Below are 16,138 nucleotides of genomic sequence, written 5' to 3'. Positions count from 1 at the left end.
ACGTGTCACTTACCCACGCCCTACGTTTCCTCCCAACGAATAGGAAACTTTCCTAACAGTGGTGTGGGGAAGCAAGCGCCCGAAGGGCAGGGGGATCTGTCGTGGCCGGTAGCACTACCCCGGGGACTCCGCGCGTACTCCGCGCCATGAACGATCGGGCCGCTCTCGATCTGCTGCTGGAGCACGGGCCGCTCTCGCGGACCCGGATCGGCAAGCTCACCGGGCTCTCCAAGCCGACCGCCTCGCAGTTGCTCGCGCGGCTTGAGGCGGCGGGTCTGGTCGTCGCCACCGGCACCACGGCCGGGCGGCCCGGGCCCAACGCCCAGTTGTACGCCGTCAACGCAACTGCCGCCTACGTAGCGGGACTTGACGTCACGCCCGAGCGCATCCGCGCCGCCGTCGCCGATGTGGCGGGCGGTGTCGTCGGGGAGTTCGAGGTCGCCACCCCCGGGCGGCGCGCCGACTCCGTGGTGCGGCAGGTGACCGACGCCCTGGACGGCGCGGTCAAGGCCGCCGGGCTCGCGCGGGCCGATGTGCACCGGGTCGTCATCGGCACCCCGGGCGCCTTCGACCCCGGCACCGGGCGGCTGCGCTACGCCTCCCACCTGCCGGGCTGGCACTCCCCCACGCTGCTCGACGAGCTGGCCGCCGCCCTGCCGATGCCCGTCGAGTACGAGAACGACGTCAACCTCGCCGCCATCGCCGAGCAGCGCCTGGGCGCGGCCCGCGGCCACGACGACTTCGTGCTGCTGTGGAACGAGGGCGGGCTCGGCGCCGCGCTCGTCATCGGCGGGCGGCTGCACCGCGGGTTCACCGGCGGCGCGGGCGAGGTCGGCTTCCTGCCGGTGCCGGGCGCTCCGCTCGTACGGCATGTCACCAAGGCGAACTCGGGCGGCTTCCAGGAGCTGGCCGGCGGGCAGGCGCTGCCCCGGCTCGCCCGGGAGCTCGGGGTCGACGGCATCCCCGCCGGGACGCCCAACGAGGTGGCCGCCGCCCTGATCACGCGGGGCGCCGCGGCCGGGCAGGGCCCCGAGAAAGAGCTTCTGAACGCGTTCGCCACCGGGCTCGCGACCGGCCTCGCCTCCCTGGTCGCCGTGCTCGACCCGGAGCTCGTCGTGCTGTCCGGCGCCCTGATCGCCGCCGGGGGCGAGCCGCTGCGCGAGCTCGTCCAGACCGAACTCGGCGAGCTGGCCGCCTCCCGGCCCCGCCTCGTCATCGGCGAGGTGGACCGACTCCCCGTACTGCGCGGCGCGCTGGAGGCCGCCCTCGCCACCACGCGCGACGAGGTCTTCGACACCACACGCTGAACCGCCCTTCCCCCTCACCCCTCCGCCCCCTCTCCGGGAGACACCGCCATGCCCAGAATCCGCCGGAAGTCGGCCGCCGCCCTGGCCGCGACCGCATCCATAGCCCTGCTCGCCTCCGCCTGTACGGGCCAGAGCAGCACCAGCACGAGCGACGACGCGTCCAAGGACACGACGATCACGTTCTGGCACGGCTGGAGCGCCCCCAACGAGGTCAAGGCCATCCAGGCCGACGTGGACGCCTTCCAGGCGGCGCACCCCAACATCCACGTCAAGGTCGTCGGCGACATCAACGACGACAAGATCAACCAGGGGCTGCGCGCGGGCGGCTCCAGCGCCCCCGACGTGGTGTCTTCGTTCACCACGAACAACGTCGGCAAGTTCTGCTCGTCCAACGCCTTCGTCGACCTCGCCCCGTTCCTGAAGAAGGACGGCATCGACCCGGCGAAGACGTTCCCCAAGACCATGAACGAGTACACCCAGTTCCAGGGCAAGCGGTGCGCCCTGCCGCTGCTCGGCGATTCGTACGCGCTCTACTACAACAAGGACGCCTTCAAGGCGGCCGGGATCACGGACCCGCCCAAGACGTGGTCCCAGTTCGCGGCGGACGCCAAGACGCTGACCAAGCCCAAGGGCGACTCGTACGAGCAGCTCGGCTTCATGCCGAACTACCACGCCTACGAGACGACGACCGAGCACTACCTCGCGCAGTGGTCGCCGACGTACTTCGACGCCAGCGGCAAGTCGAACATCGCCAAGGACCCGGCCTTCGAGAAGGGCCTCGCCTTCCAGAAGCAGCTCGTCGACGACCTGGGCGGCTTCACCAAGCTGGAGAAGTACCGCTCCTCGTTCGGCGAGGAGTACGGCGACACGAACCCGTTCAACACCGGGCAGCTCGCGATGTCGTTGGACGGCGAGTGGCGGCTCGGCATGGCGATGGACAGCAAGCCCAAGTTCGAGATCGGCGTCGCCCCGCTGCCCGTACCCGACGACCAGGTCGGCACGTGGGGCAAGGGCTATCTGACCGGCACCATCGCGGGCATCGCCGCGACCTCGAAGAAGCAGAACGCGGCCTGGGAACTGGTCAAGTTCATGACCACCAACACCGACGCGGTGGTCAACTTCGCCAACGCCATCCACAACGTGCCGTCGACCTTCGACGCCCTCAAGTCGCCCAAGCTGCAGGCCGACCCGCGCTTCAAGACCTTCCTGGACATCGCGCAGAACCCGAACTCCACCACGACGCCGGCCTCCGTCAACGGCGGTCAGTACCTGGTGTCGATCCAGAACCTCGGCTACGACGTGGAGAGCGGCAAGCAGGGCGACATCAAGGCGGGGCTCGCCAAGACCGCCCAGGAGATCGACGCCGCGATCGCGCAGGCGAAGTAGCCCCGCCATGAGCACGACGTACACACTGCGCTCCAAGCACCGCCGCTCGATGCTGCGGACCCTGGCGTTCCTGTCGCCCTGGCTGATCGGCTTCAGCGTCTTCTTCGCCTACCCGCTGATCTCCACGGTCTACTTCTCCTTCACCCACTACGACGGTTTCGGCGCGGCCACCTTCGACGGCCTCCAGAACTGGTCGTACGTCTTCAACGACTACCCGCTGTTCTGGCCGGCGCTGCGCAACACCCTGTGGCTGGTGGTCGTGATGGTCGCCTGCCGGGTCGTGTTCGGGCTCGGCGTGGGCATGCTCATCACCAAGATCAAGACGGGTGTGGGCGTCTTCCGCACCCTGTTCTACCTGCCCTACCTGGCCCCGCCGGTCGCGGCCACGCTCGGCTTCGTGTTCCTGCTCAACCCCGGTACCGGGCCGGTCAATTCGCTCCTCGGCGACCTCGGGATCCCGGCGCCGAACTGGTTCACCGACCCGTCGTGGTCCAAGCCCGCGCTCACCCTGCTCGCGGTGTGGGGCGTCGGCGACCTCATGGTCATCTTCATGGCCGCGCTGCTCGACGTGCCGAAGGAGCAGTACGAGGCCGCCGAGCTGGACGGCGCGTCCCCCTGGCAGAAGTTCCGCTTCGTCACCCTGCCGAACATCTCGCCCATCGTGATGTTCGCCGTGGTCACCGGCGTCATCCAGGCGATGCAGAGCTACACCCAGCCGCTGGTGGCGGGCAAGGTCGCCTCCGGCCACATCGGCAACTCGGGCCAGCAGTTCGAGCCCGGCTACCCCGACAAGTCGACGCTGACGCTGCCCCAGCTCGTCTACAACCTGGGCTTCCAGCGCTTCGACTACGGCTCCGCGTGTGTGGTCGCCCTCGTCCTGTTCGCCCTCTCCATGGTCTTCACGGCGCTCCTCATGAAGCGCCGCGGCGGACTCATCCAGGCAGGTGAGTGACATGACGTACGCCCTCGACGCAACCGAGGCCAAAGCCGCCACGCCGGCGGCCAAGGTGGCCCGCCGCAAGGCGCTGCTCCAGTGGATCGCCGTGCACTCGCTCGGCGTCGCGGCCGCGCTGTTCTTCGTGCTGCCCTTCGTCTTCCTGCTGCTGACCTCTCTGATGGACAATCAGCAGACGCTCACCCGGGACCTGATCCCGCACCACTGGGCGTGGTCCAACTACCGCAAGGTGTTCGACACCCCGGGCTTTCTGACCTGGTGGAAGAACACGCTGCTCTACGCCGGCCTCGGCACCGTACTCAGCGTGGTGTCGTCCGTACCGGTCGCGTACGCGCTCGCCAAGTTCCGCTTCCGCGGCCGCAATCTGTCGCTGATGCTGGTCATCTCGATGATGATGCTGCCGCCACAGGTGATCATCATCCCGATGTACCTGTTCTGGGCGAAGCAGCTGGACCTGTCCGGCACGCTGTGGCCGCTGATCATCCCGCTGGCCTTCGGCGACGCGTTCACCATCTTCCTGCTGCGCCAGTTCCTGATGACCATCCCCAACGAGTACCTGGACGCCGCGAAGGTCGACGGGTGCGGGGAACTGCGCACCCTCATCAAGGTGGTCCTTCCGATGGCGCGCCCCGGCATCGCCGCCGTCGCCCTGTTCCAGTTCTTCTACGCCTGGAACGACTACTTCGGACCGCAGATCTACGCGTCCGACACGCCGGGCTCCTGGACGCTGAGCTACGGCCTGGAGTCCTTCAAGGGCGCGCACCATACCGACTGGAACCTGACCATGGCCGCGACCGTACTGGTCATGGCCCCCGTGATCCTCGTCTTCTTCTTCGCGCAGAAGGCTTTCGTCGAGGGCGTCACGCTGACCGGAGTGAAAGGCTGACCACGAATGAAGCTCGCAGTAGTGGGGGGCGGGTCCACCTACACCCCCGAACTCATCGACGGCTTCGCCCGGTTGCAGGACACCCTGCCGATCAGTGAACTCGTCCTGATCGACCCGGCCGCCGACCGGCTGGACCTGGTCGGCGGGCTCGCCCGGCGCATCTTCGCCAAGCAGGGCCACCCGGGGAAGATCGTGACCACCTCCGACCTGGACGCGGGCGTCGAGGGCGCGGACGCGGTGCTGCTCCAGCTGCGCGTCGGCGGCCAGGCCGCCCGCCAGCAGGACGAGACGTGGCCGCTCGAATGCGGCTGCGTCGGCCAGGAGACCACGGGCGCGGGCGGCCTCGCCAAGGCGCTGCGAACCGTGCCGGTCGTCCTCGACATCGCCGAACGCGTCCGCCGTACGAACCCGGACGCCTGGATCATCGACTTCACCAACCCGGTGGGCATCGTGACCCGGGCCCTGCTCCAGGCCGGGCACAAGGCGGTCGGGCTGTGCAACGTGGCCATCGGCCTCCAGCGCAAGTTCGCCGCCCTGCTCCGGGTCACGCCCGCCGAGGTCCACCTGGACCACGTCGGCCTCAACCACCTGACGTGGGAGCTCGGGGTGCGGCTCGGCGGCCCGCAGGGCGACAACGTCCTGCCGAAACTGCTCGCCGAGCACGGCGACACCATCGCCGACGACCTGCGGCTGCCCCGCCAGATCCTCGACCGGCTCGGCGTGGTCCCCTCCTACTACCTGCGGTACTTCTACGCGCACGACGAGGTGGTGCGCGAGCTCGGCACCAAGCCGTCCCGGGCCGCCGAAGTCGCCGCCATGGAGCGGGAGTTGCTCGCGATGTACGGCGACCCGGCCCTGGACGAGAAGCCCGAGCTGCTCGCCAAGCGCGGCGGCGCCTTCTACTCGGAGGCGGCCGTCGACCTCGCGGCCTCGCTCCTGGGCAACGGCGGCAGCCCCGTCCAGGTCGTCAACACGTACAACAACGGAACGCTGCCCTTCCTCGCGGACGACGCCGTCATCGAGGTGCCGGCCCGGGTGGACGCCGCGGGCGCCGTCCCGCTGCCGGTGCCCGAGCTCGACCCGCTGTACGCCGGGTTGATCGCGCACGTCACCGCGTACGAGGACCTCGCCCTTGAGGCCGCCCTGCGCGGCGGGCGCGACCGGGTGTTCCGGGCGCTGCTCGCCCACCCGCTGGTCGGGCAGTACGCATACGCCGACGGGCTCACCGACCGGCTGATCGAGCACAACCGGGAGCACCTCGCGTGGGCATGAGTGTGCTGGCGATCGACGCCGGCAACAGCAAGACCGATGTGGCACTGATCGGTGCGGACGGAACGGTGCTCGGCACCGCCAGGGGCGGCGGCTTCCGGCCGCCGTCGGTGGGCGTCGAGGTGGCCATGCACATGCTGGCCACCACGGTGGAGGAGGCCTACCTCTCCTCGCACCGGACCGGACCGCTGCGGGTCGAGCACGTCTCGGCGTGTCTGGCCAACGCCGATCTGCCCGTCGAGGAGAGGGAGTTGGCGGCGGCCCTTGAGGCCCGCGGCTGGGGGGACTCCGTGCGGGTGCACAACGACACCTTCGCGATCCTGCGCGCCGGGCTGCCACCCGGCGCCGAGCCGCGCGGGGTCGCGGTGGTGTGCGGCGCGGGCATCAACTGCGTCGGCATGACCCCGGACGGGCGCACCGCCCGCTTCCCCGCGATCGGGAAGATCTCCGGAGACTGGGGCGGGGGCGGCGGGCTCGCCGAGGAGGCCCTGTTCTTCGCGGCGCGCGCCGAGGACGGCCGCGGCGGTCCGACCGCGCTCGCGGCGGCGCTGCCCGCCCACTTCGGGCTCTCCTCGATGTACGAGCTGATCGAGGCGCTGCACCTGGAGAAGATCCCGGCCGTGCGCCGGCACGAGCTGAGCCCGGTCCTGTTCGAGGTCGCGGCGGCCGGCGACCCGGTGGCCCGCTCCCTCGTCGAGCGGCAGGCCGAGGAGATCGTGGCCCTGGCGACGGTCGCCCTGGACCGGCTCGGGCTCCTGGAGGCGGAGACGCCGGTGCTGCTCGGCGGCAGCGTGCTCGCGGCCAGGCATCCCCAACTGGACGACAGGGTGAGGGAGTTGCTCGCGGACCGGGCTCCCAAGGCGGTGCCGCTGGTGGTGACCACGTCGCCCGTGCTCGGCGCGGGGCTTCTGGGCCTCGACCACCTCTGCGCGCCCGACGGGGCCTACGCGCGGCTGCGGGCCCAGTACGCGTAGCCGCGAGGCGGGCGGGGCCCTGTGGAACCGAACGGATCGCCGACGCGTATACATGGTGGGGGCGTGGGGCAGGGGGCCAGGGGCGCGGTACGGCAGGTAACAAGATCCAGACAACCCTGGATGGTTGTCGGTCCCTGCGGCCATACTGCCTAGGCAGCGACCGAGGGGGAGGTCAGGTGGCGAATCCGCCGAACGTGCGCGAACCGGAGACGCGGGAGTCCGCGGCCCGGGTCGCGGCTCAGCGACCCGGCACACACCGGGGCTGGGCCGAGACCCGCAAGCAGCTGCGCGCCGCCGCGACGACCGAGCCCGGCCGCCTGTGGATCATCGGTACGGTCGTGGCGCTGCTCGTCGTCGCCTTCGGCGGCGTCACCGCCTGGGAGATCTCGGACCGCTCGGCGGCGGCGAGCGACGTGGTCAGCCGCAGCCAGCCGCTGAGCGCGGACGCCGCCTCCATCTACCGCTCCCTCGCCGATGCCGACACGGCCGCCGCGAGCGGCTTCCTCGCGGGCGGCCAGGAGCCCCTGGACGTGCGCAAGCGGTACGACACGGACATCGCGACCGCCTCACGCCTGCTGGTCAAGGCGGCCGCGAACACGACGGGTTCGGCCGAGTCGGCCCAGCAGATAGCCACCATGAACGAGCAGCTCCCGCTCTACAACGGCCTCATCGAGCAGGCCCGGGCCAACAACCGGCAGGGCTTCCCGGTCGGCGGCGCCTATCTGCGCTTCGCCAACCAGAAGATGAGCACCAGCCTGCTGCCCGCCGCGCAGAAGCTGTACGAGGCCGAGACGGGCCGGCTCTACGACGACTACGACCAGGCGGACACGTGGCCGTACGCGGCGACCGCGCTCGGCCTGGTGGCGCTCGGCGGGCTCGCGTGGGTCCAGCGCCGCAACTTCCTGCGGACGAACCGGGTGTTCAACCACGGCCTGCTGGCCGCGACGGCCGCCTCCACGGTGGTGCTGCTCTGGCTGGTGGTGGGGCACGCGGTGGCCTCCTCCGACCTGTCGACCTCGCGCGCGCACGGCCAGGAGTCCCTGAAGGTCCTCAACGACGCCCGGATCAGCTCGCTCCAGGCCCGCGCCAACGAGAACCTGACGCTGGTGGCCCGGGGCGCGGTGCTCAACGACGACGGCAAGGACCTGTACGAGGCGTCGTTCACCAAGGAGATGGCATCGCTGTCCGGCAAGCTCGGCGCGGCCAAGAGCCTCGCCGACGACGCCGCGGGCAAGGATCCCGTCACGAAGGCCGTCGGCGACATGGACGAGTGGCAAAAACGCCACACGGCGGCCCGCAAGACCGACGACAGCGGTGACTACGACGGCGCGCTGACCCAGGTCATCGGCGCGACGGGCTCCACCGGCGAGTGCTTCGACCAGGTGGACAAGGCGCTGGACTCGGCGATCGCCCACGAGCAGCACGAGTTCACCACGGCCGCCTCCGATGGCCGCGGCGCCCTGACGGGTCTGCCGCTGGGCGCGGCCGTCCTCGCGGTGCTCGCGGCGGCGGGCGCGGGCGTCGGCATCAGCCGCCGGCTCGCGGAGTACAGGTGAGCGGCATGGACAGCGGCAACGGACGCGGCACCGGCGGCGGATCGGCGAGAGGGGTCGAGATGAGCGGCGCGAACGGCTCGGCGGATCCGGCACACCCGGTCGCCCCCGACACCGACCTGCCCGGCCGTGCCCGGCGCACGCGGCGCGGGGCCGGGCGGCTGCGCGGCTGGGGCGGCGTCGCCGGCATGGCGCTCGCTCTGGCGGTCGCCGCGGGCGCGCTGATCCCACTGACCCGGCACGGCGGCGCGGACGGCGCGGCGGGCGTCGCGGGCCCCGGGATCGCCCGGGCCGTGCAGGCCAAGGCCGACGACTGCAAGGACCCGGAGGCGAGCCTGGCCCCGTCGTCGGCGGACGGGCCGAACATCGACGCCATCAAGCGGCGCGGCAAGCTGATCGCGGGCGTCGACCAGAACAGCTTCCGCTGGGGCTACCGCAATCCGGCGACGCGCACCCTCGAAGGCTTCGACATCGATCTGGTGAAGGCGATCGCGAAGAACATCCTGGGCGACGAGAACGCGGTCATCTACCGCGCCATCCCGACCAGTCAGCGCATCCCCGCGCTCCAGAACGGCACGGTCGACGTCGTCGTGCGCACGATGACGGTCAACTGCACCCGCATCAAGCAGGCCTCGTTCTCCACCGCCTACTTCGAGGCGGGCCAGCAGGTGCTCGCCCCCAAGACGTCCGCCATCACGGGCTTCGACGACTCGCTGAAGGGCAAGCGGGTCTGTGTGGCGGCGGGCTCCACCGCGTTCGACGCACTGAAGGCGAACGCGCACGGCGCGGACTACCAGGACTTCACGGTCCCCAACCAGCTGGACTGCCTGGTCCGCCTCCAGCAGAACCTGGTGGACGCGGTGGTCACCGACAACGCGCTCGCCGCGGGCCAGGCCGCCCAGGACCCGGCGGTCCAGCTGAAGGGCAGCCCGTTCACCACCGAGTACTACGGCGTCGCCGTCAAGCTCGGCAACACCGACCTGGTGCAGCGGATCAACCAGGTCCTGGTGGACTACCGGGCCGGCGGCGCCAACAGCCCGTGGATGACGGCGTACCGCCACTGGCTCGCCGCCGACCTGCCCGGCATATCCGGGCCACCGGCCCCCAAGTACCGGACAGGATGAGCGAGTTGACGGCGGCGTCGTACCACAGAGCGGAGAGGTGATCGATGGGCGCGGGACCCTCCCCCAGCTCCACCGGGGGACCCCCGGAGCCGGTCATGGACCGGGACGAGGTGGACCGTGCGCTGGCACGCCTCGGCGCCGAGCACGAGGCCGTCGAGACCTCGCTGCTCGCCCTCCAGGACCATGCCGGGCGCCGGCTCCTCGAAGGCGCCGGGCTCACCGGCGTCACCAAGGAGCGCTGGGCGTCCACCGAGCAGTCGATCTCCCTGCTCTGGGCGTACTTCGACGCGTACACGGCGGCCCTTGAGTCCGCCCGTGAGCTGCGCGCGAGGCGGCGCTGGCTCGGCCGGGAGGACCTGGTGGAGCTGACCGAGCGGCTGCGCGGCGAGTCCGTGACGCTGTCGGGCGCCGCCCTGCACAGCGCCCCGACGCTGGCCGGGGGCCCGGCGCGGCTGACCGAGCGGTTCACCCTCGCCGAGCTGGTGAACCGGATGAACGAGCTGTACGCGCGCGCGCTCGACCTGGTCGTGGCCGCCGACGCGGTGTGGTCGGCGCTGCCCGCCCGGATAGACCTCCTGGCCGCCGAGCTGCACCGCACCCGGGGCCTCGCGCACTCGGTGGGCGTGCGGCCCGGGGAGCATCCCTCGGGCGACGACCTGGAGTCGATCACGGCCGAGCTGGCCGATCTGCGCGCCCAGGTGATCTCCGACCCGCTGGCGTTCTGGGTGCCCGCGCCGGGCAGCTCCGCGCCGGGCGGCGGCCGCCCCGACACCGGTCGCTACGACCGGGCGGCTCGCGCCCTGGAGGACGTACGCCGCGAAATTGACGCGGTCCTGACGGTCCGGCAGGACGCTGAGCAGCGGTTGGTCCGGTTGCGCGATGTACTGTCACGGGCGGATCGCACGCTGGCCGAGGCCCGGTCGGCGCGCGGCGAGGTCCTCGCGAAGATCGCCGCGAGCGAGGTGCCCGCCGTGAGCGGCCCGTCGATCGCGCTCCAGGAACAGCTGGCGACCGCCGCCGAGTACCGCAGGCACTCGCAGTGGCACCGGCTCTCGCCCCTGCTCGAATCGCTTGAGCGGGAGGCCGAGGACGAACTGCTGCGCGCCCGCGAGTCGTTGACGGCGGTCACCGCGCCGCTGGCGGTCCGCGCGGAGCTGCGCGGCCGCCTCGACGCGTACAAGGCGAAGGTCGCCCGGCACGGCATGGCCGAGGATCCGCTCCTGATCGAGCGGTACGACGCGGCCCGCCGGATGCTGTGGTCTGCGCCCTGCGACCTGCGCGTCGCCGAGGAGGCGGTGCTCCGCTACCAGCGGGCGGCGGCCGACGTACTGGTCCCGAGACATCCCGGGCCCGTTGACCAGAGGGGGGATTCGTGAGCGAGAACACCCAGTGCCAGCGCCCCGGTTGCGCGGGTTCGTACGAGGACATGGGCGGCGGCGAGCTGTACTGCGACACGTGCGGGCTGGCGCCGGTTGTCTCACCGAACGGGATGGTGTCGTCGCCGCCCACCGGGATCACCGGCGGCGGGCACAGCTCGTCCTCCCAGTCGTCGCGGTCCTCCTCGCGCTCGTCGCGGTCCTCCACCTCCCGGTCCTCGACCTCGCGGCGCTCGGTCTCCGGGCGGCTGTCCTCGCTGACCGGCGCCAGCACCTCGCGGTCGGTGTCGGTGCGCAGTTCGGGCAAGGCGGCGAGCTCGTCGGCGCGCAGCCGGCTCGGCGCGGGCCTGGTGTCGGTGCCGGAGGTGCCGCGGCCCGATCCGCGCTCGGCGGTGATGGAGCACCCCGAGGTCCCCGAGCGGAAGCGGTTCTGCTCGCGTTCGGACTGCGGGGCGCAGGTGGGACGTTCACGCGGTGAGCGCCCGGGGCGCACGGAGGGCTTCTGCACCAAGTGCGGCCACCCGTACTCGTTCGTACCGAAGCTGCACGCCGGCGACATCGTGCACGGCCAGTACGAGGTGGTGGGCTGTCTGGCGCACGGCGGGCTCGGCTGGGTCTATCTCGCCGTGGACCGCGCGGTCTCGGACCGCTGGGTGGTCCTCAAGGGCCTGCTCGACACCGGCGACCAGGACGCGATGGCGGCGGCGATCTCCGAGCGGCGCTTCCTCGCCGAGATCGAGCACTCCAACATCGTGCGGATCTACAACTTCGTCGAGCACCTGGACCAGCGCACCGGCTCGCTCGACGGCTACATCGTCATGGAGTACGTCGGCGGCAAGTCGCTCAAGGAGATAGCCAACGAGCGGCGCACGACCGCCGGCAAGCGCGACCCGCTGCCCGTGGAGCAGGCCTGCGCGTACGGCATCGAGGCCCTGGAGGCGCTCGGCCATCTGCACAGCCGCAACCTGCTGTACTGCGACTTCAAGGTCGACAACGCGATCCAGACCGAGGACCAGCTGAAGCTGATCGACATGGGCGCGGTGCGCCGCATGGACGACGACGAGTCGGCGATCTACGGCACGGTCGGCTACCAGGCCCCCGAGGTCGCCGAGCTCGGCCCCTCGGTCGCCTCCGACCTGTACACGGTGGCGCGCACCCTGGCCGTCCTCACCTTCGACTTCCAGGGCTACACGAACGTCTACGCGGACAGCCTGCCGGACCCCGACAACATCGACGTGTTCCGCAAGTACGAGTCGTTCTACCGGTTCCTGGTGCGGGCCACCGACCCGGATCCGGCGCGCCGGTTCGCCTCCGCGCAGGAGATGGCGGAGCAGCTGACGGGCGTCCTGCGCGAGGTCGTGGCGCTCCAGACGGGCCGCCCTCGGCCGGCTCTCTCGACGCTGTTCGGCACCGAACTGCGCGTCACGGACACGAAGTTGTTCGCCGAGCAGAACGGGGACGTCTCGCGGCTCGGAGCGCGGGTGGCACCGGTGGGCAGACGCGCCCGCAAGGCGCTCGCGGCGGCCCCGGCACCGGCCCTGGCCGCTGTTCCGGCGGGCGCCCCGCCCGTCCCGGCCGTCGCCCCGAGCACCCCGAACCTGCCCCACCCGGCGACGCAGGGCGCCATCCCCGTGCCGCGCGCCGAGGGCACGATCGGCGGCGGGCACGCCGCGCCGCTGCTCACGCCCCTGGACCCGCGCGGCACCTCGCTCGCGCTGCCCGTGCCGCACGTGGACCCGAGCGACCCCAACGCCGGGTTCCTCGCGGGCCTGATGGCGGCCGCGCCCGCCGAGCTGATCACCGCGCTGCGCTCGGCCCCGGCCGACTCCATCGAGCGCCGGCTGCGCGAGTTGCGGGCCCGGCTCGACATGAACGAGCGGGTGTCCGCCGCCAAGGCCCTCGAATCCCTGGAGATGGACCACCCGGACGACTGGCGGGTGGTCTGGTACCGGGGCCTGGCTGCGCTGGCGGCGGGCGACAACGAGAACGCGGCGCTGTCCTTCGACGCGATCTACGACGCGTTCCCCGGCGAGCCCGCCCCCAAGCTCGCCCTCGGCGTGTGCGCGGAGGTGCTCGGACAGCTCGACAACGCCGCCGAGTACTACCGCCTGGTGTGGACGACCGACCCGAGTTATGTGAGCGCCGCCTTCGGCCTGGCCCGGGTGCAGCTCGCCGCCGGGGACCGCACCAGCGCCGTACGGACCCTGGAGTCGGTGCCCGAGTCCTCCATCCACTACACGGCGGCGCGCGTCGCGGCGGTCCGGGCGCGGCTGCGCAGCCGCGCCCCGCAGGACCCGCTGATCGAGGACTTGTCGGCCGCGGCGGCCCAGGTCGAGGCGCTCGACGGGTTCGGTCTGGACGCGGTGCGACGTGAACAGCTGGCGACCGAGGTCCTGGGCACCGCTCTGGACTGGGTACTGTCGGGGAGCACCGGCGCCGGGCAGGCGAAGACCGCACTGCTCGGCAGCGAAGTCGACGAGCGGGGCCTGCGCTTCGGTCTGGAACGTTCGTACCGGGTGCTCGCCCGGCTCGCACAGCGTGGCGAGGAAAGGATCGACCTGGTGGAACGGGCCAACCGATTCCGCCCCCGGACCTGGGTGTGACGATGTCGCAGACGCATCAGCCGGCCGCCTGCCCCGGCTGCGAAGAGCCGCTGGAGACGGGGGACCTGTTCTGCGGGGCCTGCGGGTACGACCTGTCGGCCGTGCCCGAGCCGCCGCTCGACCATCCGACCATCGAGATGGCGTCCCCGGCCGCCGCGGGACCGGAGCCTCAACTCCCGTACGCGGTACGGACGGACGAGCCCGGGACGGCGGGTGCCGTGGACGTCGGGGTGGACGAGTATCCGCTCCCGGCGCCCGACCCGCGCGCGGCCGAGCCCGACCCGGCCACCCATGTCGCCCGGCCCCCGGCGCCCGGCACCAAGGTGTGCGTGGCCTGCCGGTCCGGCCGGGTCGACGGCGACGGGTACTGCGAGAACTGCGGGCACGCCCAGCCGCGCGAGCGCGACCACATGGAGGAGGAGCTCGGCTCGGTCTCCGCGGTGAGCGACCGCGGGCTGCGCCACCACCGCAACGAGGACTCCTTCGCGCTGTCCTCGACCGCGCTGCCCGACGGCTCGCCCGCCGTCGTGGCGATCGTCTGCGACGGGGTGTCGTCGGCGACCCGCCCCGACGAGGCGTCCGAGGCGGCGGCCGCCGCCGCCAATGAGGCGCTGCTCGCCGCCCTGCCGCAGGGCACCCACCCCCAGCAGGCCATGCACGACGCGATCCTGGCCGCCGCCGAGGCAGTCAACTCCCTTGCCGCAGACCCGGGTCAGGCCCTCGGCGACGATCCGCACCGCCATCAGAACGCGCCGGCCTGCACGCTGGTCGGGGCGATCTCGGCGGGCGGTCTTCTCGTCGTGGGCTGGGTCGGGGACAGCCGGGCGTACTGGGTGCCGGACGACCGAACGACCGTCCCGGCCCGGCTCACCGAGGACGACTCGTGGGCCGCGCAGATGGTGGCGGCCCGCCTGATGAGCGAGGCCGACGCCTACGCCGACGAGCGCGCCCACGCCATCACCGGGTGGCTGGGGGCCGACGCGTACGAACTGGACCCGCACACCGCCTCGTTCAAGCCGGACCGCTCCGGCGTGGTGGTGGTCTGCACGGACGGGCTGTGGAACTACGCGGAGGCCGCCGAGGAGATGGCCCGCGTCATCCCGGCGGACGCCGCCGAACGGCCCCTGCACAGCGCCCAGGTGCTCGTCGGGCACGCCCTGGACGGCGGGGGCCACGACAACGTAACAGTGGCCGTGCTGCCGTTCGCGGTGGAGCAGCAAGGGGCAGGATCCGCCTACAACTAGGCCTCCGTCCCCATTGCATCCCCATTGCGCGGCTTCTCTCACTTCTTTCACTTCAGGTCCATGGAGCCTCAAGGAGCCTTTTCCGATGGCCAACTTCTCCAAGTCCAACGTGCCGCAGTTCTCCGTCGAGGTGTACCAGAACGAGTTCCTGCCGGAGGGCGGCCGCGAGGTCAACGCGATCGTCACGGTGGCCTCCACCGGCGGCGGCACCCTGGGCGGCGCGCCCTTCACGGCGGCCACGACCGCGCCGTCCTACATACCCGGCCGGCCGCCCACCGCGGCCGTGGTGATCATGGTGGACTGCTCGGGCTCGATGGACTACCCGCCGACCAAGATGCGCAACGCCCGTGACGCGACGGCCGCCGCCATCGACACGCTGCGCGACGGGGTCGCCTTCGCGGTCGTCGCCGGCACGCACATCGCCCGTGAGGTCTACCCGGGCAACGGCCGCCTCGCCACCGCCGACAGCCAGACCCGTACGCAGGCGAAGGAGGCGCTGCGCAAGCTGAGCGCGGGCGGCGGCACCGCGATCGGCACCTGGCTGCGGCTCGCCGACCGGCTGCTCGGGGCGGCCGACGTCCCGATCCGGCACGGCATCCTGCTCACCGACGGGCGCAACGAGCACGAGTCGCCCGAGGACCTGCGCTCCGCCCTGACAGCCTGCGCCGGACGCTTCACCTGTGACGCCCGGGGCGTGGGGACCGACTGGGAGGTCAAGGAGGTCACCTCGATCGCCTCCGCGCTGCTCGGCACCGCGGACATCGTCGCGGATCCGGCCAATCTGGCCGCGGACTTCACGCAGATGATGGAGAACGCGATGGGCAAGGAGGTCGCGGACGTCGCGCTGCGGCTGTGGACCCCGGTCGGCGTGGAGATCGCGTTCGTCAAGCAAGTGGCGCCCACCGTCGAGGAGTTGACGGACCGTCACACCGAGGCGGGCCCGCGCGCCGGGGACTATCCGACCGGCTCCTGGGGGGACGAGTCCCGCGACTACCACGTGTGCGTGCGGGTGCCCGAGGCCGGAATCGGCCAGGAGATGCTCGCCGCCCGCGTCTCGCTGATCGTGCCCGACCGCGAGGGCGGTGCGCCGCAGGTCCTTTCGCAGGGTCTGGTGCGGGCGGTGTGGACCGACGACATGGCGGCCTCCACCTCCATCAACCCCCAGGTCGCGCACTACACGGGCCAGGCCGAACTGGCACAGGTCATCCAACAGGGTCTGGATGCCCGCAAGTCGGGCGATGTGGACGGCGCGACCGCGAAGCTCGGCCGGGCGGTGCAGCTGGCCGCCGCCTCGGGGAACGCGGATACCGCGAAACTCCTTGCGAAGGTGGTGGACGTCGTCGACGAGGCGACGGGTACTGTGCGACTGAAGGCGAAGGTCGCGGAAGCGGACGAGATGACCCTCGAAACGCGCTCCACCAAGACCGTTCGCGTCAAGAAGTAGCAAGAAGCGCACAAGAA

12 protein-coding genes are annotated in these 16,138 nt (G+C 71.7%); all 12 read left to right on the top strand.

Features of this window, described 5'->3' with window-relative positions; translation table 11 throughout:
* Window positions 1-146 precede the first annotated feature (146 nt).
* The 12 genes from ADK54_RS21910 (at window position 147) to ADK54_RS21855 (ending at window position 16,121) form a co-directional block, all read left to right on the top strand.
* Entirely contained in the window at window positions 147-1,307 is a 1,161-nt protein-coding gene (locus ADK54_RS21910) for an ROK family transcriptional regulator (RefSeq protein ID WP_420717352.1), read from the top strand.
* A 48-nt stretch (window positions 1,308-1,355) separates the two neighbouring features.
* Window positions 1,356-2,693: an ABC transporter substrate-binding protein gene (locus tag ADK54_RS21905; RefSeq protein WP_053727368.1), complete on the top strand. Its 1,338-nt coding sequence runs from the start codon at window positions 1,356-1,358 to the stop codon at window positions 2,691-2,693.
* Window positions 2,694-2,700: 7 nt separating this feature from the next.
* Complete coding sequence (locus ADK54_RS21900) at window positions 2,701-3,645, top strand: carbohydrate ABC transporter permease (protein WP_053727367.1); 945 nt, start codon at window positions 2,701-2,703, stop codon at window positions 3,643-3,645.
* Window position 3,646: 1 nt separating this feature from the next.
* Window positions 3,647-4,534 carry a carbohydrate ABC transporter permease gene (locus ADK54_RS21895; protein ID WP_053727366.1) on the top strand — a complete coding sequence of 296 codons (888 nt, stop codon included), beginning with the start codon at window positions 3,647-3,649 and terminating at the stop codon, window positions 4,532-4,534.
* A 6-nt stretch (window positions 4,535-4,540) separates the two neighbouring features.
* Complete coding sequence (locus tag ADK54_RS21890) at window positions 4,541-5,806, top strand: 6-phospho-beta-glucosidase (protein WP_053727365.1); 1,266 nt, start codon at window positions 4,541-4,543, stop codon at window positions 5,804-5,806.
* Window positions 5,803-6,777 (top strand): N-acetylglucosamine kinase, encoded by a 975-nt coding sequence (locus ADK54_RS21885; RefSeq protein WP_078966540.1) that lies wholly within the window; start codon window positions 5,803-5,805, stop codon window positions 6,775-6,777. The genes ADK54_RS21890 and ADK54_RS21885 overlap by 4 nt, the downstream gene beginning before the upstream one ends.
* Before the next feature lie 176 nt (window positions 6,778-6,953).
* Window positions 6,954-8,333, top strand: coding sequence for a hypothetical protein (locus ADK54_RS21880; protein WP_053727363.1), 1,380 nt, complete (start codon window positions 6,954-6,956; stop codon window positions 8,331-8,333).
* A gap of 185 nt (window positions 8,334-8,518) precedes the next feature.
* Window positions 8,519-9,454, top strand: a complete 936-nt coding sequence (locus tag ADK54_RS21875; protein ID WP_234392158.1) for a glutamate ABC transporter substrate-binding protein — start codon at window positions 8,519-8,521, stop codon at window positions 9,452-9,454.
* 95 nt (window positions 9,455-9,549) lie between these two features.
* Window positions 9,550-10,830, top strand: a complete 1,281-nt coding sequence (locus ADK54_RS21870; RefSeq protein ID WP_053727362.1) for a hypothetical protein — start codon at window positions 9,550-9,552, stop codon at window positions 10,828-10,830.
* 50 nt (window positions 10,831-10,880) lie between these two features.
* Window positions 10,881-13,433: a serine/threonine-protein kinase gene (locus ADK54_RS21865; protein WP_053727429.1), complete on the top strand. Its 2,553-nt coding sequence runs from the start codon at window positions 10,881-10,883 to the stop codon at window positions 13,431-13,433.
* Entirely contained in the window at window positions 13,430-14,677 is a 1,248-nt protein-coding gene (locus ADK54_RS21860) for a PP2C family protein-serine/threonine phosphatase (protein WP_053727361.1), read from the top strand. The genes ADK54_RS21865 and ADK54_RS21860 overlap by 4 nt, the downstream gene beginning before the upstream one ends.
* A gap of 85 nt (window positions 14,678-14,762) precedes the next feature.
* A complete protein-coding gene (locus ADK54_RS21855; RefSeq protein WP_053727360.1) occupies window positions 14,763-16,121 on the top strand; it encodes a vWA domain-containing protein in 1,359 nt (452 codons plus the stop codon).
* Window positions 16,122-16,138 lie beyond the last annotated feature (17 nt).

This window comes from Streptomyces sp. WM6378, from assembly GCF_001279695.1.
Taxonomy (GTDB): Bacteria; Actinomycetota; Actinomycetes; order Streptomycetales; family Streptomycetaceae; genus Streptomyces.
The sequence above is the reverse complement of the archived record's forward strand: the minus strand, read 5'-3'. Positions and strand labels throughout refer to the sequence as shown.